The sequence below is a fragment of the Microbacterium sp. JZ70 genome, from assembly GCF_053903225.1.
The window spans coordinates 567,787-593,997 of record NZ_CP096405.1 but is presented as its reverse complement, the minus strand read 5'-3'; the positions used below and the strand labels follow the sequence as shown (position 1 = coordinate 593,997).

26 protein-coding genes are annotated in these 26,211 nt (G+C 72.1%); 9 read left to right on the top strand and 17 right to left on the bottom strand.

Annotated elements, in window-relative coordinates:
- The 3 genes from M1D46_RS02680 to M1D46_RS02670 all read right to left on the bottom strand — a co-directional run bounded on the left by M1D46_RS02680 (position 1) and on the right by M1D46_RS02670 (position 3,560).
- Complete coding sequence (locus tag M1D46_RS02680) at positions 1-1,593, bottom strand: ABC transporter substrate-binding protein (RefSeq protein ID WP_456286519.1); 1,593 nt, start codon at positions 1,591-1,593, stop codon at positions 1-3.
- Positions 1,594-1,628: 35 nt separating this feature from the next.
- The gene (locus M1D46_RS02675; RefSeq protein ID WP_456286518.1) at positions 1,629-2,831 is read right to left on the bottom strand and encodes an amidohydrolase family protein; all 1,203 of its coding nucleotides are present in this window, start codon (positions 2,829-2,831) and stop codon (positions 1,629-1,631) included.
- 123 nt (positions 2,832-2,954) lie between these two features.
- Positions 2,955-3,560: a helix-turn-helix domain-containing protein gene (locus tag M1D46_RS02670; RefSeq protein WP_271172576.1), complete on the bottom strand. Its 606-nt coding sequence runs from the start codon at positions 3,558-3,560 to the stop codon at positions 2,955-2,957.
- An 86-nt stretch (positions 3,561-3,646) separates the two neighbouring features.
- Between M1D46_RS02670 and M1D46_RS02665 the strand changes: the two genes are divergently transcribed.
- On the top strand, positions 3,647-4,126 hold the full coding sequence (locus M1D46_RS02665; protein ID WP_324013243.1) for a hypothetical protein: 480 nt from the start codon (positions 3,647-3,649) through the stop codon (positions 4,124-4,126).
- 125 nt (positions 4,127-4,251) lie between these two features.
- Here the strand turns inward: M1D46_RS02665 and M1D46_RS02660 are convergent, their stop codons facing one another.
- A complete protein-coding gene (locus tag M1D46_RS02660; RefSeq protein WP_456286517.1) occupies positions 4,252-5,157 on the bottom strand; it encodes an ROK family protein in 906 nt (301 codons plus the stop codon).
- Between the two features lie 73 nt (positions 5,158-5,230).
- On the bottom strand, positions 5,231-5,809 hold the full coding sequence (gene pyrE / locus M1D46_RS02655; RefSeq protein ID WP_456286516.1) for an orotate phosphoribosyltransferase: 579 nt from the start codon (positions 5,807-5,809) through the stop codon (positions 5,231-5,233).
- A gap of 357 nt (positions 5,810-6,166) precedes the next feature.
- Here pyrE and M1D46_RS02650 point away from each other — a divergent pair, with 357 nt between their 5' ends.
- Entirely contained in the window at positions 6,167-7,009 is an 843-nt protein-coding gene (locus tag M1D46_RS02650; protein WP_271172572.1) for an exodeoxyribonuclease III, read from the top strand.
- On the opposite strand, the gene M1D46_RS02645 is transcribed toward M1D46_RS02650, so the two are convergent.
- The 4 genes from M1D46_RS02645 to M1D46_RS02630 are packed head-to-tail and all read right to left on the bottom strand — an operon-like array spanning position 7,010 to position 9,392.
- On the bottom strand, positions 7,010-7,549 hold the full coding sequence (locus tag M1D46_RS02645; protein ID WP_456286515.1) for an AAA family ATPase: 540 nt from the start codon (positions 7,547-7,549) through the stop codon (positions 7,010-7,012).
- Between the two features lie 36 nt (positions 7,550-7,585).
- Entirely contained in the window at positions 7,586-8,224 is a 639-nt protein-coding gene (locus M1D46_RS02640; RefSeq protein WP_456286514.1) for a dihydrofolate reductase family protein, read from the bottom strand.
- Positions 8,225-8,239: 15 nt separating this feature from the next.
- Positions 8,240-8,950 (bottom strand): winged helix-turn-helix transcriptional regulator, encoded by a 711-nt coding sequence (locus tag M1D46_RS02635; protein WP_456286513.1) that lies wholly within the window; start codon positions 8,948-8,950, stop codon positions 8,240-8,242.
- Positions 8,951-8,954: 4 nt separating this feature from the next.
- Positions 8,955-9,392 (bottom strand): VOC family protein, encoded by a 438-nt coding sequence (locus tag M1D46_RS02630; RefSeq protein ID WP_271172568.1) that lies wholly within the window; start codon positions 9,390-9,392, stop codon positions 8,955-8,957.
- A gap of 153 nt (positions 9,393-9,545) precedes the next feature.
- Between M1D46_RS02630 and M1D46_RS02625 the strand changes: the two genes are divergently transcribed.
- The 5 genes from M1D46_RS02625 (at position 9,546) to M1D46_RS02605 (ending at position 14,409) form a co-directional block, all read left to right on the top strand.
- Positions 9,546-10,865 (top strand): sensor histidine kinase, encoded by a 1,320-nt coding sequence (locus tag M1D46_RS02625; protein ID WP_421074813.1) that lies wholly within the window; start codon positions 9,546-9,548, stop codon positions 10,863-10,865.
- Positions 10,862-11,518, top strand: coding sequence for a response regulator (locus M1D46_RS02620; protein ID WP_271172566.1), 657 nt, complete (start codon positions 10,862-10,864; stop codon positions 11,516-11,518). The genes M1D46_RS02625 and M1D46_RS02620 overlap by 4 nt, the downstream gene beginning before the upstream one ends.
- A gap of 119 nt (positions 11,519-11,637) precedes the next feature.
- Complete coding sequence (locus M1D46_RS02615; RefSeq protein WP_456286512.1) at positions 11,638-12,522, top strand: ABC transporter ATP-binding protein; 885 nt, start codon at positions 11,638-11,640, stop codon at positions 12,520-12,522.
- Entirely contained in the window at positions 12,519-13,646 is a 1,128-nt protein-coding gene (locus M1D46_RS02610) for an ABC transporter permease (protein WP_456286511.1), read from the top strand. The genes M1D46_RS02615 and M1D46_RS02610 overlap by 4 nt, the downstream gene beginning before the upstream one ends.
- Before the next feature lie 172 nt (positions 13,647-13,818).
- Entirely contained in the window at positions 13,819-14,409 is a 591-nt protein-coding gene (locus M1D46_RS02605; protein ID WP_456286510.1) for a nitroreductase family protein, read from the top strand.
- A 66-nt stretch (positions 14,410-14,475) separates the two neighbouring features.
- On the opposite strand, the gene M1D46_RS02600 is transcribed toward M1D46_RS02605, so the two are convergent.
- The 3 genes from M1D46_RS02600 to M1D46_RS02590 form a co-directional block, all read right to left on the bottom strand.
- A complete protein-coding gene (locus M1D46_RS02600) occupies positions 14,476-16,623 on the bottom strand; it encodes an ATP-dependent Clp protease ATP-binding subunit (protein ID WP_271172562.1) in 2,148 nt (715 codons plus the stop codon).
- A gap of 89 nt (positions 16,624-16,712) precedes the next feature.
- Positions 16,713-17,315, bottom strand: coding sequence for a response regulator transcription factor (locus M1D46_RS02595; protein ID WP_324013255.1), 603 nt, complete (start codon positions 17,313-17,315; stop codon positions 16,713-16,715).
- The gene (locus M1D46_RS02590; protein ID WP_456286509.1) at positions 17,312-18,493 is read right to left on the bottom strand and encodes a sensor histidine kinase; all 1,182 of its coding nucleotides are present in this window, start codon (positions 18,491-18,493) and stop codon (positions 17,312-17,314) included. Before M1D46_RS02590 ends, M1D46_RS02595 begins: the two co-directional genes overlap by 4 nt.
- A 157-nt stretch (positions 18,494-18,650) precedes the next feature.
- Here M1D46_RS02590 and M1D46_RS02585 point away from each other — a divergent pair, with 157 nt between their 5' ends.
- On the top strand, positions 18,651-19,190 hold the full coding sequence (locus M1D46_RS02585) for a small multidrug efflux protein (RefSeq protein WP_271172559.1): 540 nt from the start codon (positions 18,651-18,653) through the stop codon (positions 19,188-19,190).
- Positions 19,191-19,199: 9 nt separating this feature from the next.
- On the opposite strand, the gene M1D46_RS02580 is transcribed toward M1D46_RS02585, so the two are convergent.
- Positions 19,200-20,207 carry a GlxA family transcriptional regulator gene (locus M1D46_RS02580; protein ID WP_324013260.1) on the bottom strand — a complete coding sequence of 336 codons (1,008 nt, stop codon included), beginning with the start codon at positions 20,205-20,207 and terminating at the stop codon, positions 19,200-19,202.
- Between the two features lie 84 nt (positions 20,208-20,291).
- Here M1D46_RS02580 and M1D46_RS02575 point away from each other — a divergent pair, with 84 nt between their 5' ends.
- Positions 20,292-20,444, top strand: coding sequence for a hypothetical protein (locus M1D46_RS02575; protein WP_456286508.1), 153 nt, complete (start codon positions 20,292-20,294; stop codon positions 20,442-20,444).
- A 1-nt stretch (position 20,445) separates the two neighbouring features.
- Here M1D46_RS02575 and M1D46_RS02570 read toward each other — a convergent pair whose 3' ends face one another.
- From M1D46_RS02570 to M1D46_RS02555, 4 genes are all read right to left on the bottom strand, one after another.
- Positions 20,446-21,663 (bottom strand): glycosyltransferase, encoded by a 1,218-nt coding sequence (locus M1D46_RS02570; protein WP_456286507.1) that lies wholly within the window; start codon positions 21,661-21,663, stop codon positions 20,446-20,448.
- Positions 21,664-21,667: 4 nt separating this feature from the next.
- Positions 21,668-22,852 carry a glycosyltransferase gene (locus M1D46_RS02565; RefSeq protein ID WP_456286506.1) on the bottom strand — a complete coding sequence of 395 codons (1,185 nt, stop codon included), beginning with the start codon at positions 22,850-22,852 and terminating at the stop codon, positions 21,668-21,670.
- 105 nt (positions 22,853-22,957) lie between these two features.
- A complete protein-coding gene (locus M1D46_RS02560) occupies positions 22,958-24,385 on the bottom strand; it encodes a CCA tRNA nucleotidyltransferase (protein WP_456284247.1) in 1,428 nt (475 codons plus the stop codon).
- Positions 24,386-24,548: 163 nt separating this feature from the next.
- Positions 24,549-26,072 carry a DUF7059 domain-containing protein gene (locus M1D46_RS02555; RefSeq protein ID WP_456286505.1) on the bottom strand — a complete coding sequence of 508 codons (1,524 nt, stop codon included), beginning with the start codon at positions 26,070-26,072 and terminating at the stop codon, positions 24,549-24,551.
- Positions 26,073-26,211: the final 139 nt, after the last annotated feature.

Genomic DNA, 26,211 nt, shown 5'->3' with positions numbered 1-26,211 from the left:
TCAGCCGAGCTCCACATCGTAGAGGTGGAAGCGCGACGCCGAGTCGAACGCGAAGCCCGTCACCTCCGGCTGGGACGCGTGCAGCTGATAGACCTCGAGGATCGGGAAGAGGTAGCCCTGGTCGATCACGGTCGCCTGGATGTCGTCGAGGATGGCCTGGCGCGCGGTCTCGTCGCTCGTCGCCGCCTGCGAGACGAGCATCGCCTCCAGGTCGGCGTCGTCCACGACGGCCCAGTGCGACGGCGCTGCCTGCTCGAACATCACGGCGAGCGCGTCGGGGCCGGTGCGCGTGAGCGCCGCGAACAGCACGTCGTAGCTGCGCTCCGCGATCGCGCCGAAGAACCCGCCGGCGTCGGTGAAGTCGATCTGCATGTCGACGCCGATCTCCTTCAGCTGCAGCTGGATGAGCTCCATCATCTGCTGCTCGTAGAAGCCGGTCGCCGTGAAGGTGAGACGCTGGCCGTCCTTCTCGCGGATGCCGTCCGCTCCCTCCGTCCAGCCGGCCGCCTCGAGCACCGCGATGGCGGCGTCCGGGTCGTAGGCGAGAGCATCCGCCTGGCTCGTGTATCCGGAGGTGCCGCTCGAGAGCGCACTGGTCGGGACGTCACCGCCGGCATAGCCGAGCGTCTCGGTGATCTCGGAGCGATCGATGCCGAGCTGGATGGCCTGGCGCACGGCGTCATCGGCGAGGACGGCGCTCTCGAGGTTGGGGATGAGGCTCGTCGGGATGCCCGGGTTCGCCTTCGCGTAGATCGAGTAGCCCTCCTGCGAGATGCGGGGCTCATCGGCGTACGGCAGCTCTCCGACGATGTCGAACTCGCCCGACTGCAGCCCGCCCACGCGCACGCTGTCCTCCGTGACGACGGCGAACTCGATGCGGTCGAGGTAGGCGTCGCCCTCGTGACCGCGCAGCGGAGACGCCCAGGCGTAGCCCTCGCGACGATCCATCGAGACCTCGCTGTTGGGTGCGTAGGAGTCGTAGACGAACGGCCCGGTGCCGATCACGCCATCCTGGCAGCGCGCCTCCGGCGTCTCCTCCGTGGTGGCGAGCGACACGATGCCGAGGCTCATCGTGCTCGCTCCCTGCAGGAACGCGGCGTTGGGAGCGTCGAACGACACGGTGAACGTCTGGTCGTCGGAGACCTCCGTGCCGCTGTACCCCGCGAGGTACTGGCCGGCGAGCGTCGCCGTCGAGCCATCCGCCGACATCTCGACGATCGCGTCGAAGTTCGCCTTGACGACGTCGCTCGTGAGTGCCGTCCCATCGCTGAAGGTGACGTCGTCGCGCAGGGTGAACGTGAAGGAGGTCATGTCGTCGGCCGACTCGTACGACTCCGCGAGCCACGGGACGATCTCGCCCGTCTCCGGATCCTGGTCGACGAGCGAGTCGACGACCTGGCGCCCGATGTAGAGCGCCTGGGTCACCGTGGGCTGCTGGGGGTCGATGCAGCTCGGGTCGGTCTCGACGGCGAAGACGAGCGTGCCGCCGCCCTCGGACTCGGAGCCGCCCGCGGCGCAGCCAGCGAGGAGCGCGCCGAGCGCGAAGACGGAGCCGGCGACGAGCGCCGCGCGGCGCGTAGGTGATGAGTTCACGGTGGATCCTCTCGAGGGGAGGTGGTGCAGGGGGGTCAGGAGGGCAGGGAGCCGGCGACGAGGCGTCCGCGGGAGACGACGGCGACGATGCGGTCGACGTCGATGTGCGAGGCGTCCTCCCACGGACGGCCGTCGACCACGACGAAGTCGGCGGCGAAACCGGGCCGCAGACGGCCGATGCGGTCGCCCATCCCGATCGCGTCGGCCGCGTCGCTCGTCGCGGACACGAGGGCGCGCTCGGCAGACCAGCCGAACATGCGCGCCATCAGGCGCACCTCGGCGTGCTGCTCGCCGAAGCGCACCATGACGCCGTTCGCATCCGTGCCGAGCACGAAGCGCACGCCCGCCTGGGCGGCGCCCGCGAAGTTCGCGTCGCGCTCGGCGACGACCGCCGCCGCCTTCTCGCGCGCCTCGGCGCTCACGGGCACCGTGCCATCCGCGAGCCGGTCGTTGATCAGCAGCGTCGGGGCGACGGGCACGTCGCGGCCGGTGACCAGGGGCCACAGCTCCGGCACGAGCCCCGTGCCGTGCTCGATCGAGTCGACGCCGGCCTCGAGCGCGCGGCGTGCGCTCGCGGCGTCATGGCTGTGCGCCGCGACGGGCATCGCGAGTGCGTGCGCCTCGTCGATGACCGTGCGGATCTCCTCGTCGGTCTGGTTCCGCCATCCGACCCGGTCCCCCATCGAGAGCACGCCGCCCGACGCGTAGATCTTGATGCCGTGCGCGCCCTGGCGAGCCCACTGGCGCACGAGTTTGCGGCATTCGTCTGGGCTGTCGGCCACGGGAGCGCGATGCGGGTAGTGAGGCGGGATGAAGAGGTCGCCGTGCCCGGCCGTCATGCCGACCTGGCCGTGGACCCGCACGCGCGGGCCGACCTGCACCCCGTCGTCGAAGACCCGGCTCACGGCGAGCTGCAGCGCGTCGCCCGCGAGGTCCCGCACGGTCGTGACGCCCGCGCGCATCGCGCGCTGAGCCTGTGCCGCGATGTGGAAGACCTTCTCGGCATCGGGTGTGACGAGCGACCAGGGAGATCCCCACGGCTGCTCGCCCGGGCCGGCGTAGCCGCCGAGGTGGACGTGGGTGTCGATGAGCCCGGGGATGACCGCGTAGCGCGGGGTCTCGTCCGCCGCTTCGGCCTCGACGGCGATGATCTCGTCGCCGTTCCACGACAGGCGGCCGGCGCCCAGAGGGCGGGTGCCGTCCCAGATGGCGACGCGGGACAGGGTGCTTTCGGGCACGGGTGCTCCAGAGGACGATCGGTCGTCGTCGGACAGGGTGGGTCCGGCGCATGCGCGTCTGCCATCTTGCGGCCAACGCAACTAATTTACCGACAGTAAAACGTCCGGTGTTACACGCGTGTGTCAGGCGCCTGCCGGATTGACCGACAGAAAGCGAGCAGGACCGGCGATCACGGCCGTCGGGCCGTGCGGGGTCTCGGCGTCGAGGAGGATGGAATCCCCCGCCTCGAGCACGTGCTCGTCGTCACCGTGGCGGAAGAGGACAGCGCCCTCGAGCATGTAGAGGAACTCGATGCCGGCGTGCTCGTAGAGAGGGAACTCGGCCGCCTCGGCGTTGAGCGTCACGATGACCGGCTCGAGGGAGGGTCCGCTCGTCGACAGCAGGTTTCCCAGGCTCGCGTAGCGGTGCCCCTGGCGGCTTCCCGCACGCACAGACTCCGTGCCCCCACCTGCCTTGACGACGATCGCGGCGCGCGGTGCGTCCGCGCCGCGGAAGAGCGAGGCGACGGGCACCTCGAGGGCGCGAGCGAGGCGATGGATGGTCGTGAGGCTTGCGGAGGTGGTCGCCGACTCGATGCGGGAGATCATCGCGGGCGACAGGCCCGAGCGCGCGGCGAGGTCGCTCGCCGTGAGGCCGGCGGCGAGCCGATGGTGCCGCACGCGATTGCCGACCGTCCGCTCCAGGCGGGAGTCGGCGGCCACGGGCTCGCGGGCGTGCGGGTCGCTCATGCTCCACAGACTAGGCGGCGCGGCGGCGTCTCGACGTCGAGGCTCCTCCCGGGGTCCGCCGCAGACCCGCGGGTACGATCTCAGACGTGAGTCTGAACGAGGTGCTGCTGCGCATCGACCGACTCGCAGCCGGGCGCCAGCGCGACATCCGCGTGCCCGCCGTGCGCCTCGCCGATCCGACCCTGCATCGCGACTGGCTCGTCGTGCGCGTGCTCCTCGGGGTCGCGATCATGCTCGGCGTGAGCGCGCTCGGGATCGCCTTCTGGCTCACCATGCAGGGCATGCCGGAGCCGTTCATGGTGTGGATGCGCAGCGCGGTCGTGCTCGGACTCACCGGCGGGCTCGGCTACTTCTCGTTCCGCGCCGAGCAGGGCTGGTACTGGGCCTACTCGCGCATGCGCCTGTTCTCGTTCATCTTCCCGTGCGTCACCCTGGCGATCGCCGCCATCCCCGGGATCTACCCGCTCTGGATGACAGTCGAGCAGCTCGCCTTCGCCGCTCTCATGCTGGGCGTGGGCGCGCTCCTCACGACGCCGCGCATGCGCGCCGCCTACCGCCGCGCCTGAGCGGGGTCGCGGCGTCGGCGGGTCGGCGGGTCGCCGCGTCACCGGATTCGGATGGCCGGGGCGCGTGTGCGCGTGTCGGTCCCGCGGGTCTTCACCAGCCCCAGCACTCCGATTCCGCGTACGGGTCAGGCGCGCAGCACGAGCGCGGCGGCGCCGATGATCGGCCCATCGCCGCCGAGCGCGCTGCGGACGACACGGGTGCGCTGCGCGTACGGCAGGGCGGCCCAGTCGCGCAGCGCCGCCGCGACGAGGTCGACGTAGTCGTCGGACACGTTCGAGAAGCCGCCGGAGATCGCGATGACCTCGAGGTCGAGCAGCGACGACGCGTCGGCGAGCGCCTGGCCGACCGTCTTCGCCGACCGCTCGATCGCCGCGCGGGCGATGCGGTCGCCCTCCGCTGCCGAGCGCGCGAGGTCCTCGCCGGTCTCGCCGTGCCATCCCTGCAGCTGCGCCCAGCGGACGCTCGCCGGGCCCGCCGCGATCTCCTCGACGGTCAGCTCGCCGACGTGCATCTGGCCGAGGTGGCCGGCGTTGCCGGAGGCGCCGCCGATCGGGATGCCGCCCATCACCACTCCCCCGCCGACCCCTGTCGACACGACGAGCGACAGCGACGTGCGCGCGCCCGCCGCGGCGCCGAGCCACGACTCGGCGAGCGCGAGGCAGCCGCCGTCGTGCCGGAGGCGCACGACCGGGTCGAACTCCCCGCTGGACGCGATGACCGCGTCGCGCACGGCCTCGACGAGCGCGAAGCCGTGCACGCCCGGCATGTTGACGGGATGGATGGACCCGCTCGCGAGGTCGATCGGGCCCGCGCTGCCGATGCCCGCGCCGGCGAACTCCGCGCCGTCGGGCAGATGCGCGAGCGCATGGGAGACGACGTCGGCCACAGCGGCGCGGAGGCCGTCGGGCGTGATGGCGGGCCCCGTGGGTCGACGGTTCCGGCTGGGCGCGAGGATCGCGCCCTCGTCGTCGATGAGTGCGGCGTCGATCTTGGTGCCGCCGAGGTCGACGGCGAGCGCGATGCGGGTCATGGGTGCTCCTCTGGATGGCCCGTGGCGCGGGCAACCACAGCGTAGCGGCGACCGCGGGCGCCGCCGGACGAGGCTACTGCGCCTCGAGCCCCAGGTCGTCGAGGTCGACGGCCGCGAGCCACTGAAGGCCCTCGGCCTCGATGCGCTCCTGGGCGCCCGTGCGGCGGTCGACGATCGTTGCGACCGCGACGACCTCGGCTCCGGCCCTGCGCAGGACCTCGACCGCCTTGAGCGGCGATCCGCCCGTGGTCACGGTGTCGTCGAGCACGACGACGCGCTTGCCCTCGACCTCGGCCCCCTCGATCTGGCGCCCGCGACCGTGGTCCTTGGGCTCCTTGCGGACGACGAAGGCGTCGACGGGTGTGCCCGCAGCCACCGAGGCGTGCACGACCGCATTGGCGATGGGGTCCGCACCGAGCGTGAGCCCGCCGACCGCCGAGACGCCGTCGATATCGCGGATGAGGTCGAGCATGATGCGGCCGATCGCGGGTGCCGCGCGGTGATCGAGCGTGAGCTTGCGCATGTCGACGTAGTACGTGGCCTTCTTGCCGCTCGAGAGCGTGAAGTCGCCGTGGAAGACCGCGTCCTCCTTGATGAGCCGGATGAGCTCCTGGCGGTCGGCTTCGAGTTCGGGCGTGGATGCGATGGCCATGCGCTCCAGCTTAGAGACGATGGGCTGCCGCGGTGGACGGCGACGGCTCCGTTGACAGCGTCCACCCCGCCCAGGTCGCAATTGGCGGCCCCCAACCGCCGATCCAGGACGCAAGTCGCGACCCGAACAGCACCAACCCCGCCCAGGTCGCAATTGGCGGCCCCCAACCGCCGATTCAGGACGCAAACCGCGACCCGAACAGCACCCACCCCGCCCAGGTCGCAGTTCGCGGCCCCCAACCGCCGATTCGGGACGCAAGTCGCGCCCCGGACAGGGCGACGCCCCCGACAAGCGACCCCGCCAAGCCACGGCCCGCGGAGCGACGGCCGTGTCCGCGGCGGGAAATAGGCTGGGAGCATGCGCCTTGCCACCTGGAACGTGAACTCGATCCGCGCGCGCGTCGACCGCATCGTGTCGTTCGCCGAGCGCCAGCACATCGACGTGCTCGCCATGCAGGAGATCAAGTGCAAGCCCGAGCAGTTCCCGTACGCCGCGTTCGAGGCGGCGGGCTACCACGTCGAGGCGCACGGGCTCAATCAGTGGAACGGCGTCGCGATCGCCAGTCGCGAGCCCCTCGAGGATGTGCAGCACGCCTTCGCGGGGATGCCCGGGTTCAAGAAGGGGTACGACGGCGACGACGCTCCGCACGAGGCGCGCGCGATCTCGGCGCTCGTCGGAGGCGTGCGCGTATGGAGCCTCTACGTCCCGAACGGCCGCTCGCTGAACGACCCCCACTACCAGTACAAGCTGCGGTGGCTCGAGGCGCTCCGCGAGGCGACGCGCGCCCAGCTCGCGGCGGAGCCCGACCTCCCGCTCGCGCTCGTGGGCGACTTCAACATCATCCCGTTCGACGAGGACAACGGCGACCCGGACATCGTGCCGGGTGTCTCGACGCACGTCTCGCAGCCCGAGCGCGACGCCTTCTTCGCGCTCGAGACCGCCGGCGTCTCCGACGTCGTCCGCCCGCTCGTCCCCTCCGGCTACACGTACTGGGACTACCAGCGCCTGAAGTTCCCGCGTGACCAGGGCATCCGCATCGACTTCATCCTCGGCTCCCGGGCGCTCGCCGACGCCGTCACGGGCGCGTTCATCGAGCGCGAGGAGCGCAAGGGCGACTCCCCGAGCGATCATGTGCCCGTCGTCGTGGACCTCGACCTCTCCCCTGCGGAGGACGACGACGTGCCGATGATCTTCGGCTGATCAGCCGAGCGCGTCGAGCCAGTCCGCGACCTCGCGCGCGGTGCGCAGCCTCACGAGCGTCACGTCGGGTCGGCTCTCGAGGCGCGCGGGCAGCGCGTCCTCGCCCGTGCGGTACTTGTCGCGTGTGCGCCACGCCCACCGGACGATGTGCTCGGGGTCGACGAGCGCCGAGAGGATCGGCGGCTCGATGTTCCCCGCCCGCCACAGGCGCTCGCGCCGGATCCGGCGCCGGATGGTCCGGCGGATGACGCGCGCCATCGTGACGCGCGTGGGCAGGTCGATCCAGACCACCGCCTGCGCGCGGGCGAGCAGGACAGGCCGCGCGCCCGCGTACTGCCACTCCGTCACCCACGCGTCGCGCGCCGCGAGGTCGCGGACATCGGCAGCGAACGTCGGCCGGGGCTGCCAGCCAGGGCCCCAGTGGAGATCGTCGAGCTCGACGTGCGGGATGCCCGTCCGCTCCGCGATGCGCGCGGCGAGCGTCGACTTGCCCGAGCCGGACACCCCGGCGATGAGGATGCGCCGCGCTGTGAACTCCACCGGAGGAGCCTATCGGCGCGCGCGCCCTCCCATCGCTCAGTCGAAGGTCCCGGTTCGCACCTCGAGATCGACCGGCGCATACCGCAGCAGGACCGCTCCGCTCTCCCCCGCCACCGGCGGCGCCGTGAGCCGCAGGGTCGCCGGCACCGCGCCATCCGGGAAGACCTTCTTCCCGCGGCCGAGCACGACCGGGTACACCCAGAGGCAGAGCTCGTCGAAGAGCTGACGCGAGAGCAGCGTCTGCACGAAGTCGACGCTGCCGATCACGGCGGTGAGGGCGTGACGGGAGCGGATGGCCGCGATGTCGGCCTCCAGATCGTCGCCGATGCGCGCGCTCCCCTGCCAGGACAGGTCGGGCTCGCCGCGGGAGGCGACGTACTTGGGCACGGCGTCGAACTTCCGCCCGATCGGCCCGTTCTCACCCGTCGTGTGCTGCGGCCAGTAGCCGGCGAAGATGTCGTAGGTGCGCCGGCCGAGCAGCAGCGCATCCATGGCGTCGATCGCCTGTCCGACCTCGCGGCCGACGGTCTCGTCGAACAGCGGCGCCTGCCAGCCGCCGAAGGGGAACGCGCCCGAGGGATCCTCCTCGGGGCCGCCGGGCGCCTGCGCGACGCCGTCGAGGGTCGTGAAGAGGTCGATGCGGATGCGGCCTCGCGTGCTCGTCTGCTCGTCCATGAGCTCCTCCTGGGGTCAGGCCGCCTCCGCCGTGGCGGTCGAGCGGCCGGGGTCGATGTGGAAGGTCCTCGCGAAGCGCTCGAGGTGCGAGACGTCGCCCACGAGGAGGTGCGCGATCTGCTGATCGATCGCGTCCTGCGGCGCGATCTCGCCCGAGATCACGCCGCGGATGCCCGGACCCGCCACGATGACGGCGTCCGGTTCGCCGCTCGGCGCCGCCCCGCCGACGGGCGGCATGGGCGGTGCGAGCTGCGCGACCGCGAGCTGGGCGCCCGCGACGTCGGCGCGGAGCACGACGTCCCCGACGTGCAGCTCATATGCCGTGCTCGGAATAGTCGCGGCGACATCCGGGCGGAAGGCGGTGCGCAGAGCCATCGTGAGCGAGTCCGGCGTCACGGCGTCGCCCTCCTCCGGCTCCCCCATGCTCTGGAATCCCCAGCGTCCGAGCGCGAGCACGATCGGCTCGAGCTCGCGCCCGTACGGCGTGAGCTCGTAGACGAGCCCGCAGCGCGCGATGGGCACGCGACGCACGACGCCCCCCGCCTGCAGCTCCTTGAGCCGCGCGCTGAGGATGTTCGTGGGGATCCGGGGCAGGCCCTGCTTGAGATCGGTGTAGCGCCGAGGGCCGACGAGCAGGTCGCGGATGATGAGCAGCGCCCACCTCTCCCCGACCAGCTCGACGGCCGTCGTCACGCCGCAGTACTGCCCGTAGCTGCGTGCTGCCAAGCGATCAGGCTCCCTGCTCGGCGAAGAAGGCCTCGGGGCCCTTCTCCGCCGCCACCGGGTCCATCCACAGGAACTCGATGATGTTGCCGTCCGGGTCGGCCATGCTCACGGAGTACATGAAGCCGTAGTCCTGGGGATCCTTGTTCTCCGACCCGCCGGCCTCGAGGATCTTCGCGCGAATCGCGTCGACGTCCTCGCGGGAGTCGCGGCTGAGCGCGGTGATGACCTGCGCGCCCTCCGAGCCGAGCACGACCGACTTCGACGTGAAGGTCGCGAAGTACTCCTTCTTGAGGACCATGAAGAAGACGTTCTCGTCCCACTTCACGCACGCGGCGTTCTCGTCGGTGAACTCGGGGACGATCGTCGTCCCGAGCGACTCGTAGAACGCCTTCGCGCGGTCGAGGTCGGTGACGGGCAGGTTGACGAAGATGTGAGTGGCCATGACGGTGTGCTCCTCGCGTATCGCTCTGGTCTGTTTCGCGCCGCCTCTGTGCGGCACGGCACCAGCTTGTTAAAAGCAAGCACGCTTGTCAAGAGCAAGTTCTTCCGTCTCGCGACGGATGTCTGGACGGCGCAGAATGCCTACGGTGGAGGGATGACCGCCACGACCGCGCCCGCCGAGCCCGAGGCGGAGATCGACGAATCAGAGCCGCTGAATCGGCGCGTCACGCCACGGGACCTGCGCAAGGACGCGATCCTCGCGGTCGCGCTCTTCGGCGCGGCCATCGTGAGCATCGCCCTGACCGCCGTCTCCGGCGCGTACCTCACGGAGCCCGAGAACGCCGGGTGGTCGCTCCTCGCGAGCGTGTTCATGACCCTGCCGCTCGCGCTGCGCCGACGGTTTCCCGTCACGGTGGCGGCCGTCATCTGCACCGCGTACTTCGTGGCCACGTCGTTCCAGGTTCCGGAGATCTACGTCAGCCAGGTGACGATGTTCATCGGCATGTTCACGATCGGCGCCTGGGTCGACGATCGACGCCGGGCCGCGCTCGCGCGCGTCGTCATCATCGTCGGCATGTTCGTGTGGCTGCTCGTCACGACCTTCGTCGGCGCGACCGACACGGAAGCGCTCCAGGAGAACTTCCCGGGCGGGCTCTCCCCGTACATCGCCTACATGCTGCTCATGTGGCTCATCAACGCCGCGTACTTCGGCGGCGCCTACTATATGGGCAATCGGGCATATGCCGCCGCGCGCGACCGCGCGGTGCTCCAGCGGCGCACGCGCGAGCTCGAGGAGGAGCGCGAGCTCACCGCGGCCCAGGCGGTCGCCCTCGACCGCGTGCGGATCGCGCGCGAGCTGCACGACGTCGTCGCCCACCACGTCTCGGCCATGGGGGTGCAGGCGGGGGCCGCCCGCACCGTGATCGAGCGGGACCCGGAGGCGGCGCGCCGCGCCCTCTCGGTCGTCGAACAGTCGGCGCGCTCGGCGATCGCGGAGCTCCGCCACCTCCTCGACACCCTCCGGTCGCTCGACGGCGATCCCGACTTCGCGGTCGGCGCGCCGTCGACGCTCACCCTCGAGGGGCTGCCCGCCCTCGCGGAGGTGATGACCGCGTCGGGGACGCCCACGCGGCACGTCGTCGTGGGCGACCCGGTGCCCGTCCCCGACCTCGTGCAGGTCAACCTGTACCGCATCGCGCAGGAGGCGCTCACCAACGCCCGTCGGCACGGCGGCCCCGACGCCCGCGCCGAGATGCGCGTGCGCTACACCCCGGAGGCCGTCGAGCTCGAGGTCGTCAACACCGGCCGCGTCGCGCTCGATGCGCGTCCAGGCCTCGGCCAGCTGGGGATGCGCGAGCGCGCGATCGCCTCGGGCGGCCAGCTCGAGCTCCGACCGCGCGAGCAGGGCGGCTACCTCGTGCGCGTGACCGTGCCACTGGCCTCGCCCGTCACCGCAGAGGAGGATTCGTCATGACCTCGCCCATCCGCGTCCTGCTCGTCGACGATCACGCCACGATGCGCGCCGGCTTCCGGATGATCCTCGAGGCGTCGGGGATCGACGTCGCGGGGGAGGCGGCCACGGGGGAGGAGGCGGTCGCCCGCGCGGCCGAGCTGCGCCCCGACGTCGTCTGCATGGATGTCCAGATGCCCGACATGGACGGCATCGAGGCCACGCGCCGCATCGTCGCGGCCGGAACGGCGGCTCAGGTCGTCATCGTGACGACCTTCGACCGCGACGACTACCTCTTCTCCGCGCTCGACGCCGGTGCCAGTGGATTCCTGCTCAAGAATGCGGGTCCCGAGGAGCTCGTGGGCGCCGTGCGGGTCGTCGCCGCAGGCGACGCTCTGCTCGCTCCCGAGGTGACGCGGCGCGTCATCGAGCGGCACACGGCGTCCGCCCCTGCCGCGTTCGCAGGCCCTGCGGACCCGTCTGCGGCGGGTCTCACGGAGCGCGAGCTCGAGGTGCTGCGGCTGCTCGCCCGGGCCATGAGCAACAGCGAGATCGCCCGGGAGCTGTACATCGGCGAGGCGACCGTCAAGACCCATGTGTCGAACCTGCTGCTGAAGCTCGGTGCGCGCGACCGTGTCGCCGCCGTCGTATACGCGCACCGGCATGGGCTGACCTGACGCCTCGCGCGGGAGGCGGCTCCCCCGCGCGACGGAGGCGCGCGTTCCTCCCCGCGGGGGACGCGCGCCTCCGCGCCCGTCCGTAGCGTGTGAAGCACACGATGAGGAAGGGAGCGCGGATGCTGAGACTGCGCGGGATCACCAAGCGATACGGCGAGCGGCAGGTGCTCGACGACGTCTCGTTCGACGTCGCGCCCGGCCGCCTCACGGGCTTCGTCGGCGGCAACGGCGCGGGCAAGACGACGACGATGCGGATCGTCCTCGGCCTGCTCGCCCGCGACGGGGGAGAGGTCACGCTCGACGGCGCGCCGCTCACGCCCGAGGAGCGCCGCAACTTCGGCTACATGCCCGAGGAGCGGGGCCTGTACCCCAAGATGAAGGTCCTCGACCACATCGTCTACCTCGCCCGCCTGCACGGCTTCGGCAGGGCGGAGGCCACCCGCAGGGCCACCGACCTGCTCGAGCAGCTCGGCCTCGCCGAGCGCCTGGGCGACAACGTCGAGACCCTCTCGCTCGGCAACCAACAGCGCGCGCAGATCGCCGCGTCGCTCGTGCACGAGCCGCGCGTGCTCATCCTCGACGAGCCCTTCTCGGGGCTCGATCCGCTCGCGGTCGAGACCGTCGCGTCGGTCCTGCAGCAGCGCGCGGCGGACGGCGTCTCCGTGCTGTTCTCGTCGCATCAGCTCGACGTCGTCGAGCGCCTGTGCGACGACCTCGTCATCATCGCGGGCGGCACCATCCGCGCGGCCGGCGGGCGGGACGCCCTCCGCGAGCAGCACGCGACGAACCGCTACGAGCTCGTGTCGGATGGCGATGCCGGCTGGCTCCGCGGCGAGCCCGGCGTGCAGGTGGTCGACTTCGCGGGCGGCTTCGCGGTCTTCGACGTCGACTCCGACGACACGGCGCAGCGCGTGCTGCGCAAGGCCGTCGACCTCGGGGCGGTCGCGAGCTTCGCGCCCCAGCACCCCTCGCTCTCCCAGATCTTCAAGGAGGTCATCCAGTGAGCACCCCCACGAGCGTGCGGTCGACGCACCGCACCCCGGCGCCCGCCCCCACGACCGCGCAGAGCGTGTGGCTCGTCGCCGAGCGCGAGCTCGCCGCGAAGCTGCGCAGCAAGGCGTTCCTCATCTCGACCGCCATCCTCGTGCTCGGCGCCCTCGCGGCGGTGCTGTGGATGGGCTTCTCGGCCGCAGGAGGGGGCACGACGCCGGTCGCCGCGACGCAGGCCGTGGCCGCGCAGCTGAGCGCGGCGGACGCCCTCGAGGTCATCGAGGTCGACGATCGAGCCGAGGCCGAGCAGCTCGTCGCAGCGGGCGAGGTGGATGCGGCCGCCGTGCAGGACGACGCGTCGCCGACCGGTGTCACCGTCATGGCGCAGAGCGAGGCGCCGGCGTCGGTCATCGCGGCGCTGTCGCTGTCGCCGACGGTCGAGCTGCTGGATGCGGGAGCGGGGGAGGAGGGCCCCCTGCGCTACATCCTCGGGATCGTGTTCGGCATGGTCTTCTTCATGGCCGCGATGTCCTTCGGCACCCCCATCACGCAGAGCGTGATCGAGGAGAAGCAGACCCGCGTCGTCGAGATCCTCATCTCGGCGATCCCGGCCCGCGTCCTGCTCGCGGGGAAGGTGCTCGGCAACACCATCCTCGCCCTCGCGCAGATCGTGGTGCTCATCGCGGTCGCCGTCGTGGGACTCATCGTGACGGGGCAGACGGAGTTCCTCCAGGGGCTCGGCGCGCCCATGGTCTGGTTCGCCGTGTTCTTCCTCTTCGGATTCATCCTGCTCGCGGCCATGTTCGCCGCCGCGGGCTCGCTCGTCTCCCGGCAGGAGGACTCGGGTCCGACCCTCACGCCGCTCATCTACCTGACGATGATCCCGTACTTCCTCGTCATCTTCCTCGGCGACAACCCCCTCGTCATGACGATCCTGTCGTACGTGCCGTTCTCGGCCGCGGTCGGGATGCCGCTGCGCCTCTTCTTCAACGAGGCGCAGTGGTGGGAACCGCTCCTCTCGCTCGTCGTGCTGCTCGGCTCGTGCGTGCTCGTGATCGCGCTCGGCGCCAAGATCTACGAGAACTCGCTACTGCGGATGGGCGCGCGCGTCAAGCTCAAGGACGCTCTGAAGGGCTGAGCCCGACGCGCGAGACGCCGTCGCCCTCGCGGGCGGCGGCGTCTCGCGTTTCCGCGTGTTGCGTCGGCTCGCGGCGAAGAGCATGCGCCGGAATACAATCGTCCCCGCGGAGGTTCCCTCTCCCATCGGGCAACGGCGCCCACCGAGTCCACCGACCAGCAAGGAGCACGCCATGGGCGCCACGACCCTCGACCGCACCGCGGCCACCGACCACCCCGTCCTCGATGTCCTCGCCGACCGCTGGAGCCCGCGCGCCTACGACGCGACCGGCGCCGTCGACGAGGCCAAGCTCGCGAGCGCCCTCGAGGCCGCCCGCTGGAGCCCGTCGGCCTACAACGTGCAGCCCTGGCGGTTCATCGTCGCGCGCCGCGGCACGGCCGAGCATGCGGCCGTCGTCGAGTCGCTCGTCGAGTTCAACCAGCTCTGGGCCGCGAACGCCGCCGTCCTCATCGTCGCGGTCGCCGAGACGGCGAACGAGGAGGGCCGCGCGAACTCGCACGCGGTCTACGACCTGGGCCAGGCCGTCGCGCACCTCTCGGTGCAGGCCCACCACGACGGCCTCGTCGTCCACCAGATGAGCGGCTTCGACCCCGAGGTGGTGCGCGAGCGCTTCTCGCTCGACGCGCGCTTCGCCCCGACGACCGTGGTCGCGCTCGGCGAGCTCGGCGACGTCGACGCCCTCCCCGAGGCGCTCCGCGAGCGCGAGACCGCGCCGCGCGAGCGCCGTCCGCTCGCCGAGACGGTCATCGTCGACGCGCGCTGACCTGACGAGCGCACGGAGCCGGCCCCGGGAATCCTCCCGGGGCCGGCTCCGTGCGTTCGGCCGGACCTACTGGCCCTCGCTGACGAGCGCGAGGTGGTCGCCCGCGGCGTCGACGTCGACGCGCACTGTGTCGCCGTCATGCACGCCGCCCGACAGGATGGCCATGGCGAGGCGGTCCTGGATCTCCTGCTGGATGAGGCGGCGCAGCGGCCGCGCACCGTACACCGGGTCGTAGCCGCGCTCGGAGAGCCAGGCGCGGGCATCCGGCGTCACCGCGAGCGTGAGCCGACGGTCGCCCAGCCGCTCCTGCAGCGCGTCGACCTGCAGCTCGACGATCTGCGCGAGGTCGTCCTGGCTGAGGGCCTGGAACATCACGATGTCGTCGAGACGGTTCACGAACTCCGGCTTGAACGCCTGCCGCACGAGGAGCATCACCTGCTCGCGCTTGGCCTCGGCCGAGATCGTCGGATCGATGAGGATCGGCGATCCCAGGTTCGAGGTCAGGATGAGGATGACGTTCTTGAAGTCGACCGTGCGGCCCTGGCCGTCCGTCAGCCGTCCGTCGTCCATGACCTGCAGGAGCACGTCGAAGACCTCGGGGTGGGCCTTCTCGACCTCGTCGAGAAGCACCACGCTGTAGGGCCGCCGGCGCACCGCCTCGGTGAGCTGCCCGCCCTGCTCGTAGCCGATGTAGCCCGGAGGGGCGCCGACGAGGCGCGAGACCGAGTGCTTCTCGCCGTACTCCGACATGTCGATGCGCACCATGGCGTGCTCGTCGTCGAAGAGGAACTCGGCGAGCGCCTTCGCGAGCTCGGTCTTGCCCACGCCCGTGGGGCCGAGGAACAGGAACGACCCCGTGGGCCGGTTCGGGTCGCTGATGCCCGCACGCGAGCGCCGGACGGCGTCGGAGACGGCCTTCACGGCCTCCTTCTGACCGATGAGCCGCCTGCCGAGCTCGGCCTCGAGGTGGAGCAGCTTCTCCGTCTCGCCCTGCAGCAGGCGCCCGACGGGGATGCCCGTCCACGCCGCGATGACCGACGCGATGTCGGCGTCGGTGACCTGGTCCCCGACCATCCGCTCGTCGCTGCGCTCGGCCTTCTCGGCATCCGCGAGCTCGCGCTCGAGACCCGGGATCTCGCCGTAGAGCAGGCGCGACGCGCGCTCGAGGTTGCCCTCGCGCTGCGCGCGCTCGGCCTCGCTGCGTGCGGCGTCGAGCCGGGTCTTGAGGTCGCCGACGCGGTTGAGCGACGCGCGCTCGGCCTCCCAGCGCTCCTGCAGCCCCTTCAGGTGCGCCTCCTCCTCGCGGAGCGTCTCGCGGAGCTTCTCGAGCCGGTCCTTCGACGCGGCGTCCTTCTCCTTCTTGAGCGCGAGCTCCTCGAGCTTCAGGCGGTCGACGTGCCGGCGCAGCTCGTCGATCTCGAGCGGCGCGGAGTCGATCTCCATGCGCAGCCGCGACGCGGCCTCGTCGATGAGGTCGATGGCCTTGTCGGGCAGCTGCCGGCTCGGGATGTACCGGTGCGACATCCCCGCAGCCGCGACGAGCGCGCCATCCGAGATCGCGACCTTGTGGTGCGCCTCGTAGCGCTCCTTGAGACCGCGGAGGATGGCGACGGTGTCCTCGACGCTCGGCTCGCCCACGTAGACCTGCTGGAAGCGGCGCTCGAGAGCGGCGTCCTTCTCGATGAACTCGCGGTACTCGTTGAGCGTCGTCGCGCCGATCATGCGCAGCTCGCCGCGGGCGAGCATCGGCTTCAGCATGTTCGCCGCGGCCACCGACCCCTCGCCGCCGCCCGCGCCCATGAGCACGTGCAGCTCGTCGATGAACGTGATGACGCGGCCCTCGGACTCCGTGATCTCCTGGAGCACCTTCTTGAGGCGCTCCTCGAACTGGCCGCGGTACATCGCGCCCGCGACAAGGGCGGAGATGTCGAGGGCGATGAGCTCCTTGCCCTTGAGGCTCTCGGCGACGTCGCCGGCGACGATCCGCTGGGCGAGCCCCTCGACGACCGCGGTCTTGCCGACACCGGGCTCGCCGATCAGCACGGGGTTGTTCTTCGTGCGCCGCGTGAGCACCTGGCTCACCCGGCGGATCTCGCTGTCACGGCCGATCACGGGGTCGAGCTTGCCCTGCTTGGCGCGCTCGGTGAGGTTGATGCCGAACTGCTCGAGGGCGCTCTGCTGCTCCTCCTGCTGCGGCATCTGGTTCGCCTGCATTCCTGTCCTCCCTGAGTCACGGTGACTCTAAACCTGAGTCGAAGTGACTCAAGTTTATCAGCCGCCTGACCCGCGGGGAAGGGCGCGGCTCAGATCCAGCCGCTCTCCTCGGCCATGAGCACGGCCTGCTGCCGTGTCTCGACCCCGAGCTTGCCGAGGATCACCGAGATGTGGTTCCGGACCGTGCCCGGCGCGAGAGACAGCGAACGCGCGATCTGCCCCGTGGTCTCGCCGCGTCGTCCCACGCGCAGCACGTCGAGCTCGCGCGGGGTGAGCGGGCAGCGCTCGTCCGCGAGGGCGTCGGCCGCGATCTCCGGGTCGACGTACCGGCCGCCGGCCGCGACCCGCCGGATGACCTGGGCCACCTCGCCCGCGCCGCGCGACTTCGGCAGGAACCCCGCGACGCCCGAGGAGAGCGCGCGGCGCAGCACGCCGGGCCGCGCATGGCGCGTGACGACCACGCACCGCGTCGCGATGCGCCGGCTCAGCTGCGCGGCGACCTCGACGCCGTCCAGACCCGGCATCTCGAGGTCGAGGAGGCAGACGTCCGGCTCGACGCGCAGCGCCTCCGCGACCGCCTCGGAGCCATCGGCGCACTCGGCCACGACCTCGATGTCGTTCTCGAGGCGCAGGAGCGCCGCGAGCGCGGAGCGGATCATCGCCTCGTCGTCGGCGAGCAGCACGCGGATCATCGGACGACCTCCTCGGGAACCTCCACCACGACGGCGAACGCGTCGGGGTCCCGTCGAACGTCGAGACGCCCGCCGACCTCGGCGACACGGCGTCCGATCCCCTCGAGGCCGGCGCCGTCGCGCGCCTCGGCGGCCCCTGCGCGGTCGTTCGCGATCTCGTAGCGCCATGCGCCGTCGACGCGCGCGAGCGAGAGGCGCGCCATCCGCCCCCCGCCGTGCCGCAGGACGTTGGTCGTGGTCTCCCTGATGACGGGCCCGAGCACGGCGCCAGGCGCCTCGTCGGCATCCGCGGGCATCTCGAGCGCCGCCGCGACCCCCGCGGCCTGCAGGAGGTCGCGCGCGTTGGCGAGCTCATCCGACAGCGGCGCCGACCGGAAGCGCGTCGCGAGGTCGCGCGTGCCCTGCGTGGCATCCGCGACGCTCACCCGCGCGGCCCGCACCTGCTCGAGCGCCGCGCCGGTCTCGCCGCGATCCATGAGCTTCTCGGCCAGCTCGAGCTGCAGCGCGATCACCTGGAGGTGGTGCCCCTGGAGGTCGTGCACGTCGGTCGCGACCCGGAGCCGCTCCTGCGTCGCCGCGAGCCGCGACTCCGCGACGCGCGCGCGGTCGAGCGCGACGAGCACATCCCACCACCACAGCGACAGGACGGCCACTCCCGGCAGCATGACGCAGAAGGCCGCGAGCATCGGCGCCCCCTCGACCGCGAGGATGCCCCCGCCGCCGCGCGCGTCGACCCACCATGCCGCCGCGAGCGCGGCCGTCATCGCCATGACGAGGCGCAGGCGGACGCCGCGAGACCAGTTGAGCAGGACCACGGCGTGCGCGGGGAGCAGGAGGCCGAGGAGCCAGCTGTGCGTCAGGACGCCGAGGACCGCGCCCGATGCGGCCGCGACGAGCACGAGCGGCACGAGGCGCTGCGCCACGAGCGGGTCCGACTCGCTGCGCGACCGATGCACGAGGAGGAGGGGCACGGTGCACGCGACCCACACGACGCCGACGGCTCCGGCGAGGAGCCCCTGCCACGCGGCCCCGCTCGCGACGGTCCAGGTCGTCGTCCAGAGCAGGGCGATCATGGCCTCGAAGAAGATCACCGCGCTGATCGTGTACCACCATGTCGCGGCGATGCCGCGCGTCAGATCGATCGCGCCCCGACGCGCGTCCCCCGATGTCGCCTTCACTCTCACCACAGTACGGCCGTGACAGATGTCACCCCCTGCGCGTGCAGCTCTCCCGCACTCCGGTGACACCTCGGCACTGCCGCGATCGGCCGCGGCGCGATGGAGTGGAGACATCGCCGGAGAGACCCCTCCGCAGCACAGCCGACAGGAGCACAGCATGAACCTCATCGAGACCTTCCAGAACCTCGTCGCCCAGGTCCCGGAGCTCGTCCAGCCGCTCATCGTCGCCCTCGCGGGCGCCGTCCCGTTCATCGAGGGCGAGGGAGCCGCGGCGATCGGCATCATCGGCGGCATCCACCCGGCGATCGCCGCCGCGGCCGGCGCGATCGGCAACTTCCTCTGCGTCGCCGCGCTCGTGCTCCTCGGCTCGGGCACCCGACGCGCGATCGTGACGCGGCACCGCGAGCGCGTGGCGGTCGCCGCGGGCGGCGGCGCGATCACCGAGGGCGGCACCGCCGTCGCGGCCCCCGCTGCGTCGCCCCGCAGGGAGAAGTTCCAGCGGGCGCTCGTGCGCTACGGCGTCCCTGGCGTGAGCCTCCTCGGCCCACTCCTCCTGCCGACGCAGTTCACCGCGACGATGCTCGCCGCCGCCGGCGTGGGCCGCGCGCGCATCCTCTTCTGGCAGGGCATCGCGATCGTCGGCTGGACGACCCTCATCACGCTCGCCCTGACCGGCATCATCTCGATCGCGAGCTGACGCCCCGCGCTACGCGGCGACGAGCGGATCGGCCCCTGCGGCCATCCGCTCGTCGCCGTCTGCCATCTCGGGGCACGCGAAGCGCGCACGATACGCGGCCGGCGAGATCCCGAGCACGCGCGAGAAGTTCTGGCGCAGCACCGCGGCCGAGCCGAAGCCGCAGTCGGCCGCGATGCGGTCGAGCCCCCAGTCCGTCCGCTCGAGCAGGCGCTGCGCCTGGATGACCCGCTGGCGCGCGAGCCACGCGGCCGGCGTCGTGCCGAAATCGGCCTTGAACCGCCGCGCGAACGTGCGCGGCGACATGTGCGCACGGTGCGCGAGCTCGTCGACGGGCAGCTCGCGGTGGAGGTTCTCGAGAGCCCAGTCGGCGACCGGCGCGAGCGACAGGCTCGCCTCCGCCGGCAGCGGGTTCAGGATGAACTGGGCCTGGCCGCCGTCGCGCTGCGGCGGGACGACCATCCGCCGCGCGATCTGGTTCGTGAGCTCGGCCCCGATCTCCTGGCGAAGGAGGTGCAGGCAGGCATCGAGACCCGCCGCCGTGCCCGCGCTCGTGATGATGCGGCCCTCCTGCACGAAGAGGACGTCGGGGTCGACCTCGATGCGCGGGTACATGCGCCGCATCGTGTCGGCGTACATCCAGTGCGTCGTCGCCCTGCGCCCGTCGAGCACGCCCGCGGCCGCGACGACGAACGAGCCGCTGCAGACGGTGAGCACCCACGCTCCGCGTGCGACCGCGCGACGGATGACCTCGCACACGCGCTCGTCGACGGCGCCCCACGACGACCGGGGGATCGGGGTGACGACGACGAGATCGGCCTCGTCGGCGAAGGACAGGTCGGCGTCGACCGTGATCGAGAACCCGAGGTTGGATGCCACGAGACCGGGCGTCGGGGAGACGAGACGGAAGTCGAAGCTCGGCACGCCGTCGGCGCTGCGGTCGAGGCCGAACGCCTCGCACGCCAGCCCGAACTCGAACGGGGCGAACCCCTCCTGGACGATGCACGCGACGGTCTTCATGAGCGCTCCGGTTGGCAGAAATGCGACGATCTGTGGCCATCCTGCCACTCGCGGCAGGAATCGCACAACCGTAGCGTTCCTGCCATGCTCGTCGTCGTCATCGTCACCGCCCTCGTCGTCGCAGCGGGAGCCGCCGTCGCCGCGGCGGTGCTCCCGGGCGGCGGCGCGCCCTCGGACGGGTCCGAAGCCGACGCGACGCGCGCGCACACGGTCGGCGTGAACCCCGTGCAGGGATGAGTCAGCTGCCGAGCACGCGCTCGTAGACCTCGACCATCGCCGCCGTGCGCGACGACTGCAGGAACTCGTGGGCGACGCGCTCGGTCGGGACGGGCGCGGTGCCGGCCGCGATGTCGGCGGCGGCGGTGCGGATGGCCGCGGCGAGCGCCGCGATCCGGCCCGGCTCGTCGTCGGGCGCGGGCACCGCCCAGATGCCGCCGTCGAACTCGCCCGCGATGTCGGGGTCGCTGATGATCGACGGCGTGCCGAGGGTCGCCGCCTCGAACGGGGTCATGCCCTGGGTCTCGAAGCCGATCGAGGTCTGGATGAGGGCGTCGGCGGCAGCGATGCGCGCGAGAGTCTGCTCGTAGGGGAGCCGGCCGGCGAACCGCACGCGGTCGCCGAGCCCCCGCTGCGCCACGAGTCGCCGCGCCTTCTCGAGCTCGAACCCCCCGCCGATGACCTCCAGCTCGGCGCGCACGCCGGCGTCGGCGAAGGCCTCGAGTGCGGGGAGGAGCCGCTTCTCGGGCGACATGCGCCCGAGCCACACGAAGCGCGGACGCCCGGGGGCGCGGAGGATCGGGGCGGCCTGCAGCACGCGCGCGCGGACGTCGTCGTCGATGCCGTTCCACACGACGTCGACGGGCGCGAAGACCCCGTGCTCCTCGAGCCGCCGCGCGAAGTGGCGCGAGGGCGCCGTCACCGCCGACGCACCGCGCGCGAGGCCGCGCAGGTAGGCCCATCCGTCATCGCCCGGTCCTGAGCCGGGGAGGGCGCGTCGTCGCCATGCGTTGAGCGCCCGGAGGACGAGACCCGGGAAGGGCGCGGTGGCCTCGATGCCGACGTCGACCCGGTTGTGCATGGTGTGCACGACCGGAACCCGGAGCCGCCGCGCGAGGCGATGCCCCAGGAACGCGCTCCAGAAGTCGGCCTGGACGTGCACGAGGTCGGGCAGCGGCGCGCCCTCTGCGACCCGGCGGGTCAGCGCGCGGTCGATGAACGCGTCGGCCGAGGCGCCCGGCCAGGTGAACGAGTACTCGCGGTCCCACGTGACGGGCACGGACGGCAGGTCGAGGTAGGCGGGATCGTCGCGGTTCACGGGGTCGCGCGACCAGCGCCGGGGCGCGACGACGGTGACGACGTGACCCGCCCGCTCGAGGAAGCTGCGCTGCAGCCGCGTCGAGACCTGCGCCCCGCCCAGCGTCTCGACGTGCTGGTCGCCGAAGATGACGATGTGCACGGCGTCAGGCGGGGAGCGCTTCGCCCCGGTACAGCGCCTCGAACGTGTCGAGCGTGCGCGTGATGTCGTGGGCCTCGACCATCCGCAGGGATGCCTTCTGCATGCGCTCGCGCTCCTCGGGAGCCGCGGTGAGCACATCCGTCAGCCGCGCCGCGAGCGCGTCGACGTCGCCCGGCTCGAAGAGGTAGCCGTTCTCGCCCTCGTGCACGAGGTGCGGGAGTGCGACGGCGTTCGCCGCCACGACCGGCAGACCGGACGCCATGGCCTCCATGGTGGCGATCGACTGCAGCTCGGCGATCGAGGCGATCGCGAACACCGAGGCGCGCGTGAGCGCGTCGCGCAGCACCTCGTCGGTCGTGTGGCCGAAGAACGTCACGCGGTCGGCGATCCCCAGCTCGTCGGCGAGCCGCTCGAGCAGCGGGCGCTGGTCGCCGTCGCCGACGAGGTCGAGCTTGACGTCGAGGGCGGGATCGAGACGCGCGATCGCGCGGAGGAGCACGTCCACGTGCTTCTCGGTCGTGATGCGCCCCACGAACACGACGCGGTTCTCCGTGCGGGGGGAGAGGTCGGCCGTGTACTGCGACTTGTCGATGCCGCAGCTGATGGGGATGACGCCGGCGATGTCGATCGTCGCCTCGAGGAAGTCGGCGGCCTTGCGCGTCGGGGTCGTGACCGCCGCGGTGAGGTCGAACGTGCGCTTGGCGTCGTCCCACGCGAGCTTGACGAGGAGGCGGTTGAGGGCGGGCGGCAGCTTCGTCGAGTCGACGATGTTCTCGGGCATCACGTGGTTCGTGGCGATCACGGGGATGCCGCGCTTGCGCGCCTCGCGGGCGAGGCCGCGGCCGATGACGATGTGCGACTGGATGTGCACGACGTCGGGCTTCACGGCGTCGAGCACCTGGCGCGCGTAGTGCTTCGAACGCCAGGGCCACACGAATCGGAGCCACTCGTGCCACCACAGGTGCACCGACGGCAGCCGGTGCAGGGTCATCGGCTGGCCCTCGATGACCTCGGTGCGCGGCGCCGTGCGCTTCCACGCCGTGTTCGGCGCGCTCACGTGCACGTCGTGTCCGCGCTGGACGAGACCCGCGGCGAGGCGCTCCGCGAACCGGGCCGCCCCGTTGATGTCGGGCGAGAACGTGTCGCACCCGAGCAGGATGGTCAGTCGGTCGGACGCGGAAGTGGTCACGGATGCCTCACAGTGCAGTTCGTGGCGGCGCCATGCGGCCTGGGGGAAGTCTTCCCGAGCCTATTGCACCAGTTTGGAGCTGACTGTGAGGCGTGCCGACGCGGTTCAGCCCTGCTCGGCCCACCACGCACGCAGCCGTCGCTCGGCCTCCTCGGGGCCCAGCGCGCCCTCGTCCAGGCGCAGGTCGAGCAGGAACCGGTACGCCTGGCCGACCACCGGGCCCGGGCCCACGTCGAGGATCCGCTGGATCTCGTTCCCGTCGAGGTCGGGGCGGATGGCGTCGAGCTCCTCCTGCTCGCGGAGAGCCGCGATGCGCGCCTCGATGTCGTCGTACGCGTGCGCGAGACGCGCGGCCTTGCGGCGGTTGCGCGTCGTGACGTCGGCGCGGGTGAGGATGTGCAGGCGCTCGAGCTCGTCGCCCGCGTCGCGCACGTAGCGGCGCACGGCGGAATCCGTCCACGCGCCCTCGGCGTAGCCGAAGAAGCGCAGATGCAGCTCGATGAGCTTCGAGACCGAGCCGATCGTCTCGCCGTCGTAGCGCAGCGCCTGCAGCCGCTTCTTCGCCATCCGCGCGCCGACGAGGTCGTGGTGGTGGAACGAGACGGCTCCGCCGGGCTCGAGCTTGCGGGTGCGCGGCTTGCCGATGTCGTGCAGGAGGGCGGCGAGGCGCAGCTTCACATCGGGCTCGGCGTCCGGATGGCGCGCGCGCTCGTGCTCGATGGCCTGCGCGAGCACCGTGAGGGAGTGCTCGTAGACGTCCTTGTGGTGGTGGTGCTCGTCGACCTCGAGGCGCAGCGCGGGGATCTCGGGGAGGAACTGGTCGATGAGGCCCGTCTCGACGAGAACGCGCAGCCCGCGCACGGGGTCGTCGGTCTGGAGGAGGCGGGTCAGCTCGCCCTGGACGCGCTCGGGGCTCACGATCGCGAGCGTCTCGCGCAGGTCGGCGATCGCCGCGCGCGTGCCCTCCTCGATCGCGAAGCCGAGCTGCGCGGAGAAGCGGGCGGCGCGCAGCATGCGCAGCGGGTCGTCTCCGAAGCTGACCCGCGGATCGATCGGCGTGCGCAGGACGCCGGCGACGAGGTCCTCCACGCCGCCGGTCGGGTCGACGAGCCGCACGTCGGGGACGCGCAGCGCCATCGCGTTCACGGTGAAGTCGCGTCGCGTGAGGTCGGCCTCGAGGGTGTCGCCGAACTCGACGGTCGGCTTGCGCGTCTCGCCGTCGTAGCTGTCGGCCCGGTAGGTCGTGATCTCGACCTGCTCGCCCTGCACGCGCGCGCCGATCGTGCCGAACGCCCGGCCGATGTCCCACTGCGCGGAGGACACCGGCGTGACGATCCGCAGGATGTCGTCGGGGCGCGCGTCGGTCGTGAAGTCGAGGTCGTTCGTCGTCCGCCCGAGGAGGGCGTCGCGCACGGGTCCGCCGACGACCGCGAGGTCGTGGCCCGCATCGGCGAACGCCTGCGCGAGGGTCGCGACCACGGGCGACGCCGCGAGGTCGCCGAGGCGCGCGAGACCGGCGGCCATGTTGAGCATGGCTTCCAGGGTACCGGGCGGTCGCAGGGCGACCCCCGAGACTAGCGCTCGTCGTCGAGACCTGCGCCCGGTGCGCTGGTCTCGACGACGGGCGCTAGTCTCACGGACCCGGGGGCGGGGGCCGGGGCCGGGGCGGGCCCCGGGGCGCGGCCCGGGGGCGGGGTCAGGCGGGGGCGAGGAAGCCGTCGAGGACGAGCTCGCGGACGGCGGGCAGGAGCCCCGCACGCAGCGCGTCCTCGTCCGTCTCGAGCAGCTGCGCGAGCGCCGCGACGATCTGCCCCAGGGCGAGTTCCCCGTCGCACGCGCCGACGAGCGCGGCGAGCGCCGGGTCGGCCTGCACGGAGCGCCCGAAGCCGCCGCCCTGACGCAGCTCGATCACGCTGGGGTCCGCGGCGCCGGGGAGGTGGTGACGGGACTCGGTGACGTCGGGCGCCGCCCGCAGGTGCAGGGCGAGCAGCTGGGCGTCGGCGAGGGGCGCGATGCGGTCGTGTGCCGCGAGCACCGCCGCGAGATGCGTTCCGAGCGCGCCCTCAGACGGGATCGCCTGCGTGAGGCGCTCATAGCGCGCGAGCCGCGGCGCGCCATCCGCCCTCCTCAGCAGCACGTAGCCGAAGCCGATCGCCGTGACGCCTCGCTCCGAGAAGTCGTCGAGCCAGGCGTCGAGGAGTCGGTCGTGCTCGGGGCTGCCAGGGGTCGTGCCGCCGTCGCGGATCCACATCTCGGCGTAGGCGATCGGGTCGAGCTCCTCGCGCTCGATCACCCACGCCTCGAGAGCGACGTCGGACGCCTCGACCCACGCGCGCATGCGGTCGAGCCCGGGCACGCCGTCCTTCGTCTCCCAGTTCGCGAGGAACTGCGCGGTTCCGCCCGGAGCGAGGTGGCGGCCGACGCCCGCGACGACCTGCTGCACGAGCGCGTCGCCGACGAGCCCTCCGTCGCGGTACTCGTACTCGGGCACGCCCGTGACCCGCGGCGTGATGACGAACGGCGGATTCGACACGATGCGGTCGAACACCTCGCCGGCGACGGGGTCGAACAGCGACCCGGCCCGCGTCTCGATGCCCGTCGCGCCCGCGAGCGCCGCGTTCAGCTCCGCGAAGCGGAGGGCGCGCCGGGAGATGTCCGTCGCGACGACCCGGTCGGCGAAGCGACGGGCGCGCAGGGCCTGGATGCCGCACCCCGTGCCGAGGTCGAGGACCGTCCGCACGGGAGTCGGAAGCTGCAGACCGGCCAGCGTGAGGGATGCTCCGCCCGCGCCGAGCACGTGATCCTCCGCGAGCGCGCCCCCGCCCAGGGCGATCTCGTCGAGGTCGCTCGCGAGCAGCCACTCGCCCGGACCGCGGTCGTCGTGGAAGGACTGGGGGCGGATGACCGCGAGCGGCGCGACCACGTCGGCGTCGACCGCGGCGAGTCCGAGTGCGACGAGCCCGCTGGCGCCGACCCGGGGGAGCGCGGCGTCGACCGCGGCGAGCGGCTGCCCGACGCCGAAGATGAGCAGCCGCGCGAGGACGGCGAGCGCGTCGTCGCGCTCGCGGATGGCCCGGAGGGCGGGGGCGCGGAGCCCGCGCCCGATCGCGTCATCGGCCTCGACTCCCCACATCGCGCGCAGCGCCTCGGATCGGAACCGTGCGGCCGAGAGGTCGGCGGCGAGGTCGCGGCACAGGGCGGAATCGGGGTGCGGGCTCACCCGACCATTCAACCGCGCGCTCGTGTCATCCGCTTCCCCGCGCCGCTCCGAGCGAGCTCGAAGGGAGCTCACAGCGCACTTTTAGCACTCTCCCCCTGAGAGTGCTAATTTGAAACATGAGTCGATGCGACTCAAGGTG

Excerpts from the sequence above, each read along its gene's own strand:
- M1D46_RS02670 (WP_271172576.1), bottom strand. The coding sequence starts at position 3,560 with ATGAGCGACCCGCACGCCCGCGAGCCCGTGGCCGCCGACTCCCGCCTG.
- M1D46_RS02660 (WP_456286517.1), bottom strand. The coding sequence starts at position 5,157 with ATGACCCGCATCGCGCTCGCCGTCGACCTCGGCGGCACCAAGATCGAC.
- pyrE (WP_456286516.1), bottom strand. The coding sequence starts at position 5,809 with ATGGCCATCGCATCCACGCCCGAACTCGAAGCCGACCGCCAGGAGCTC.
- M1D46_RS02650 (WP_271172572.1), top strand. The coding sequence starts at position 6,167 with ATGCGCCTTGCCACCTGGAACGTGAACTCGATCCGCGCGCGCGTCGAC.
- M1D46_RS02640 (WP_456286514.1), bottom strand. The coding sequence starts at position 8,224 with ATGGACGAGCAGACGAGCACGCGAGGCCGCATCCGCATCGACCTCTTC.
- M1D46_RS02630 (WP_271172568.1), bottom strand. The coding sequence starts at position 9,392 with ATGGCCACTCACATCTTCGTCAACCTGCCCGTCACCGACCTCGACCGC.
- M1D46_RS02625 (WP_421074813.1), top strand. The coding sequence starts at position 9,546 with ATGACCGCCACGACCGCGCCCGCCGAGCCCGAGGCGGAGATCGACGAA.
- M1D46_RS02620 (WP_271172566.1), top strand. The coding sequence starts at position 10,862 with ATGACCTCGCCCATCCGCGTCCTGCTCGTCGACGATCACGCCACGATG.
- M1D46_RS02615 (WP_456286512.1), top strand. The coding sequence starts at position 11,638 with ATGCTGAGACTGCGCGGGATCACCAAGCGATACGGCGAGCGGCAGGTG.
- M1D46_RS02605 (WP_456286510.1), top strand. The coding sequence starts at position 13,819 with ATGGGCGCCACGACCCTCGACCGCACCGCGGCCACCGACCACCCCGTC.
- M1D46_RS02600 (WP_271172562.1), bottom strand. The coding sequence starts at position 16,623 with ATGCAGGCGAACCAGATGCCGCAGCAGGAGGAGCAGCAGAGCGCCCTC.
- M1D46_RS02595 (WP_324013255.1), bottom strand. The coding sequence starts at position 17,315 with ATGATCCGCGTGCTGCTCGCCGACGACGAGGCGATGATCCGCTCCGCG.
- M1D46_RS02585 (WP_271172559.1), top strand. The coding sequence starts at position 18,651 with ATGAACCTCATCGAGACCTTCCAGAACCTCGTCGCCCAGGTCCCGGAG.
- M1D46_RS02580 (WP_324013260.1), bottom strand. The coding sequence starts at position 20,207 with ATGAAGACCGTCGCGTGCATCGTCCAGGAGGGGTTCGCCCCGTTCGAG.
- M1D46_RS02575 (WP_456286508.1), top strand. The coding sequence starts at position 20,292 with ATGCTCGTCGTCGTCATCGTCACCGCCCTCGTCGTCGCAGCGGGAGCC.
- M1D46_RS02560 (WP_456284247.1), bottom strand. The coding sequence starts at position 24,385 with ATGCTCAACATGGCCGCCGGTCTCGCGCGCCTCGGCGACCTCGCGGCG.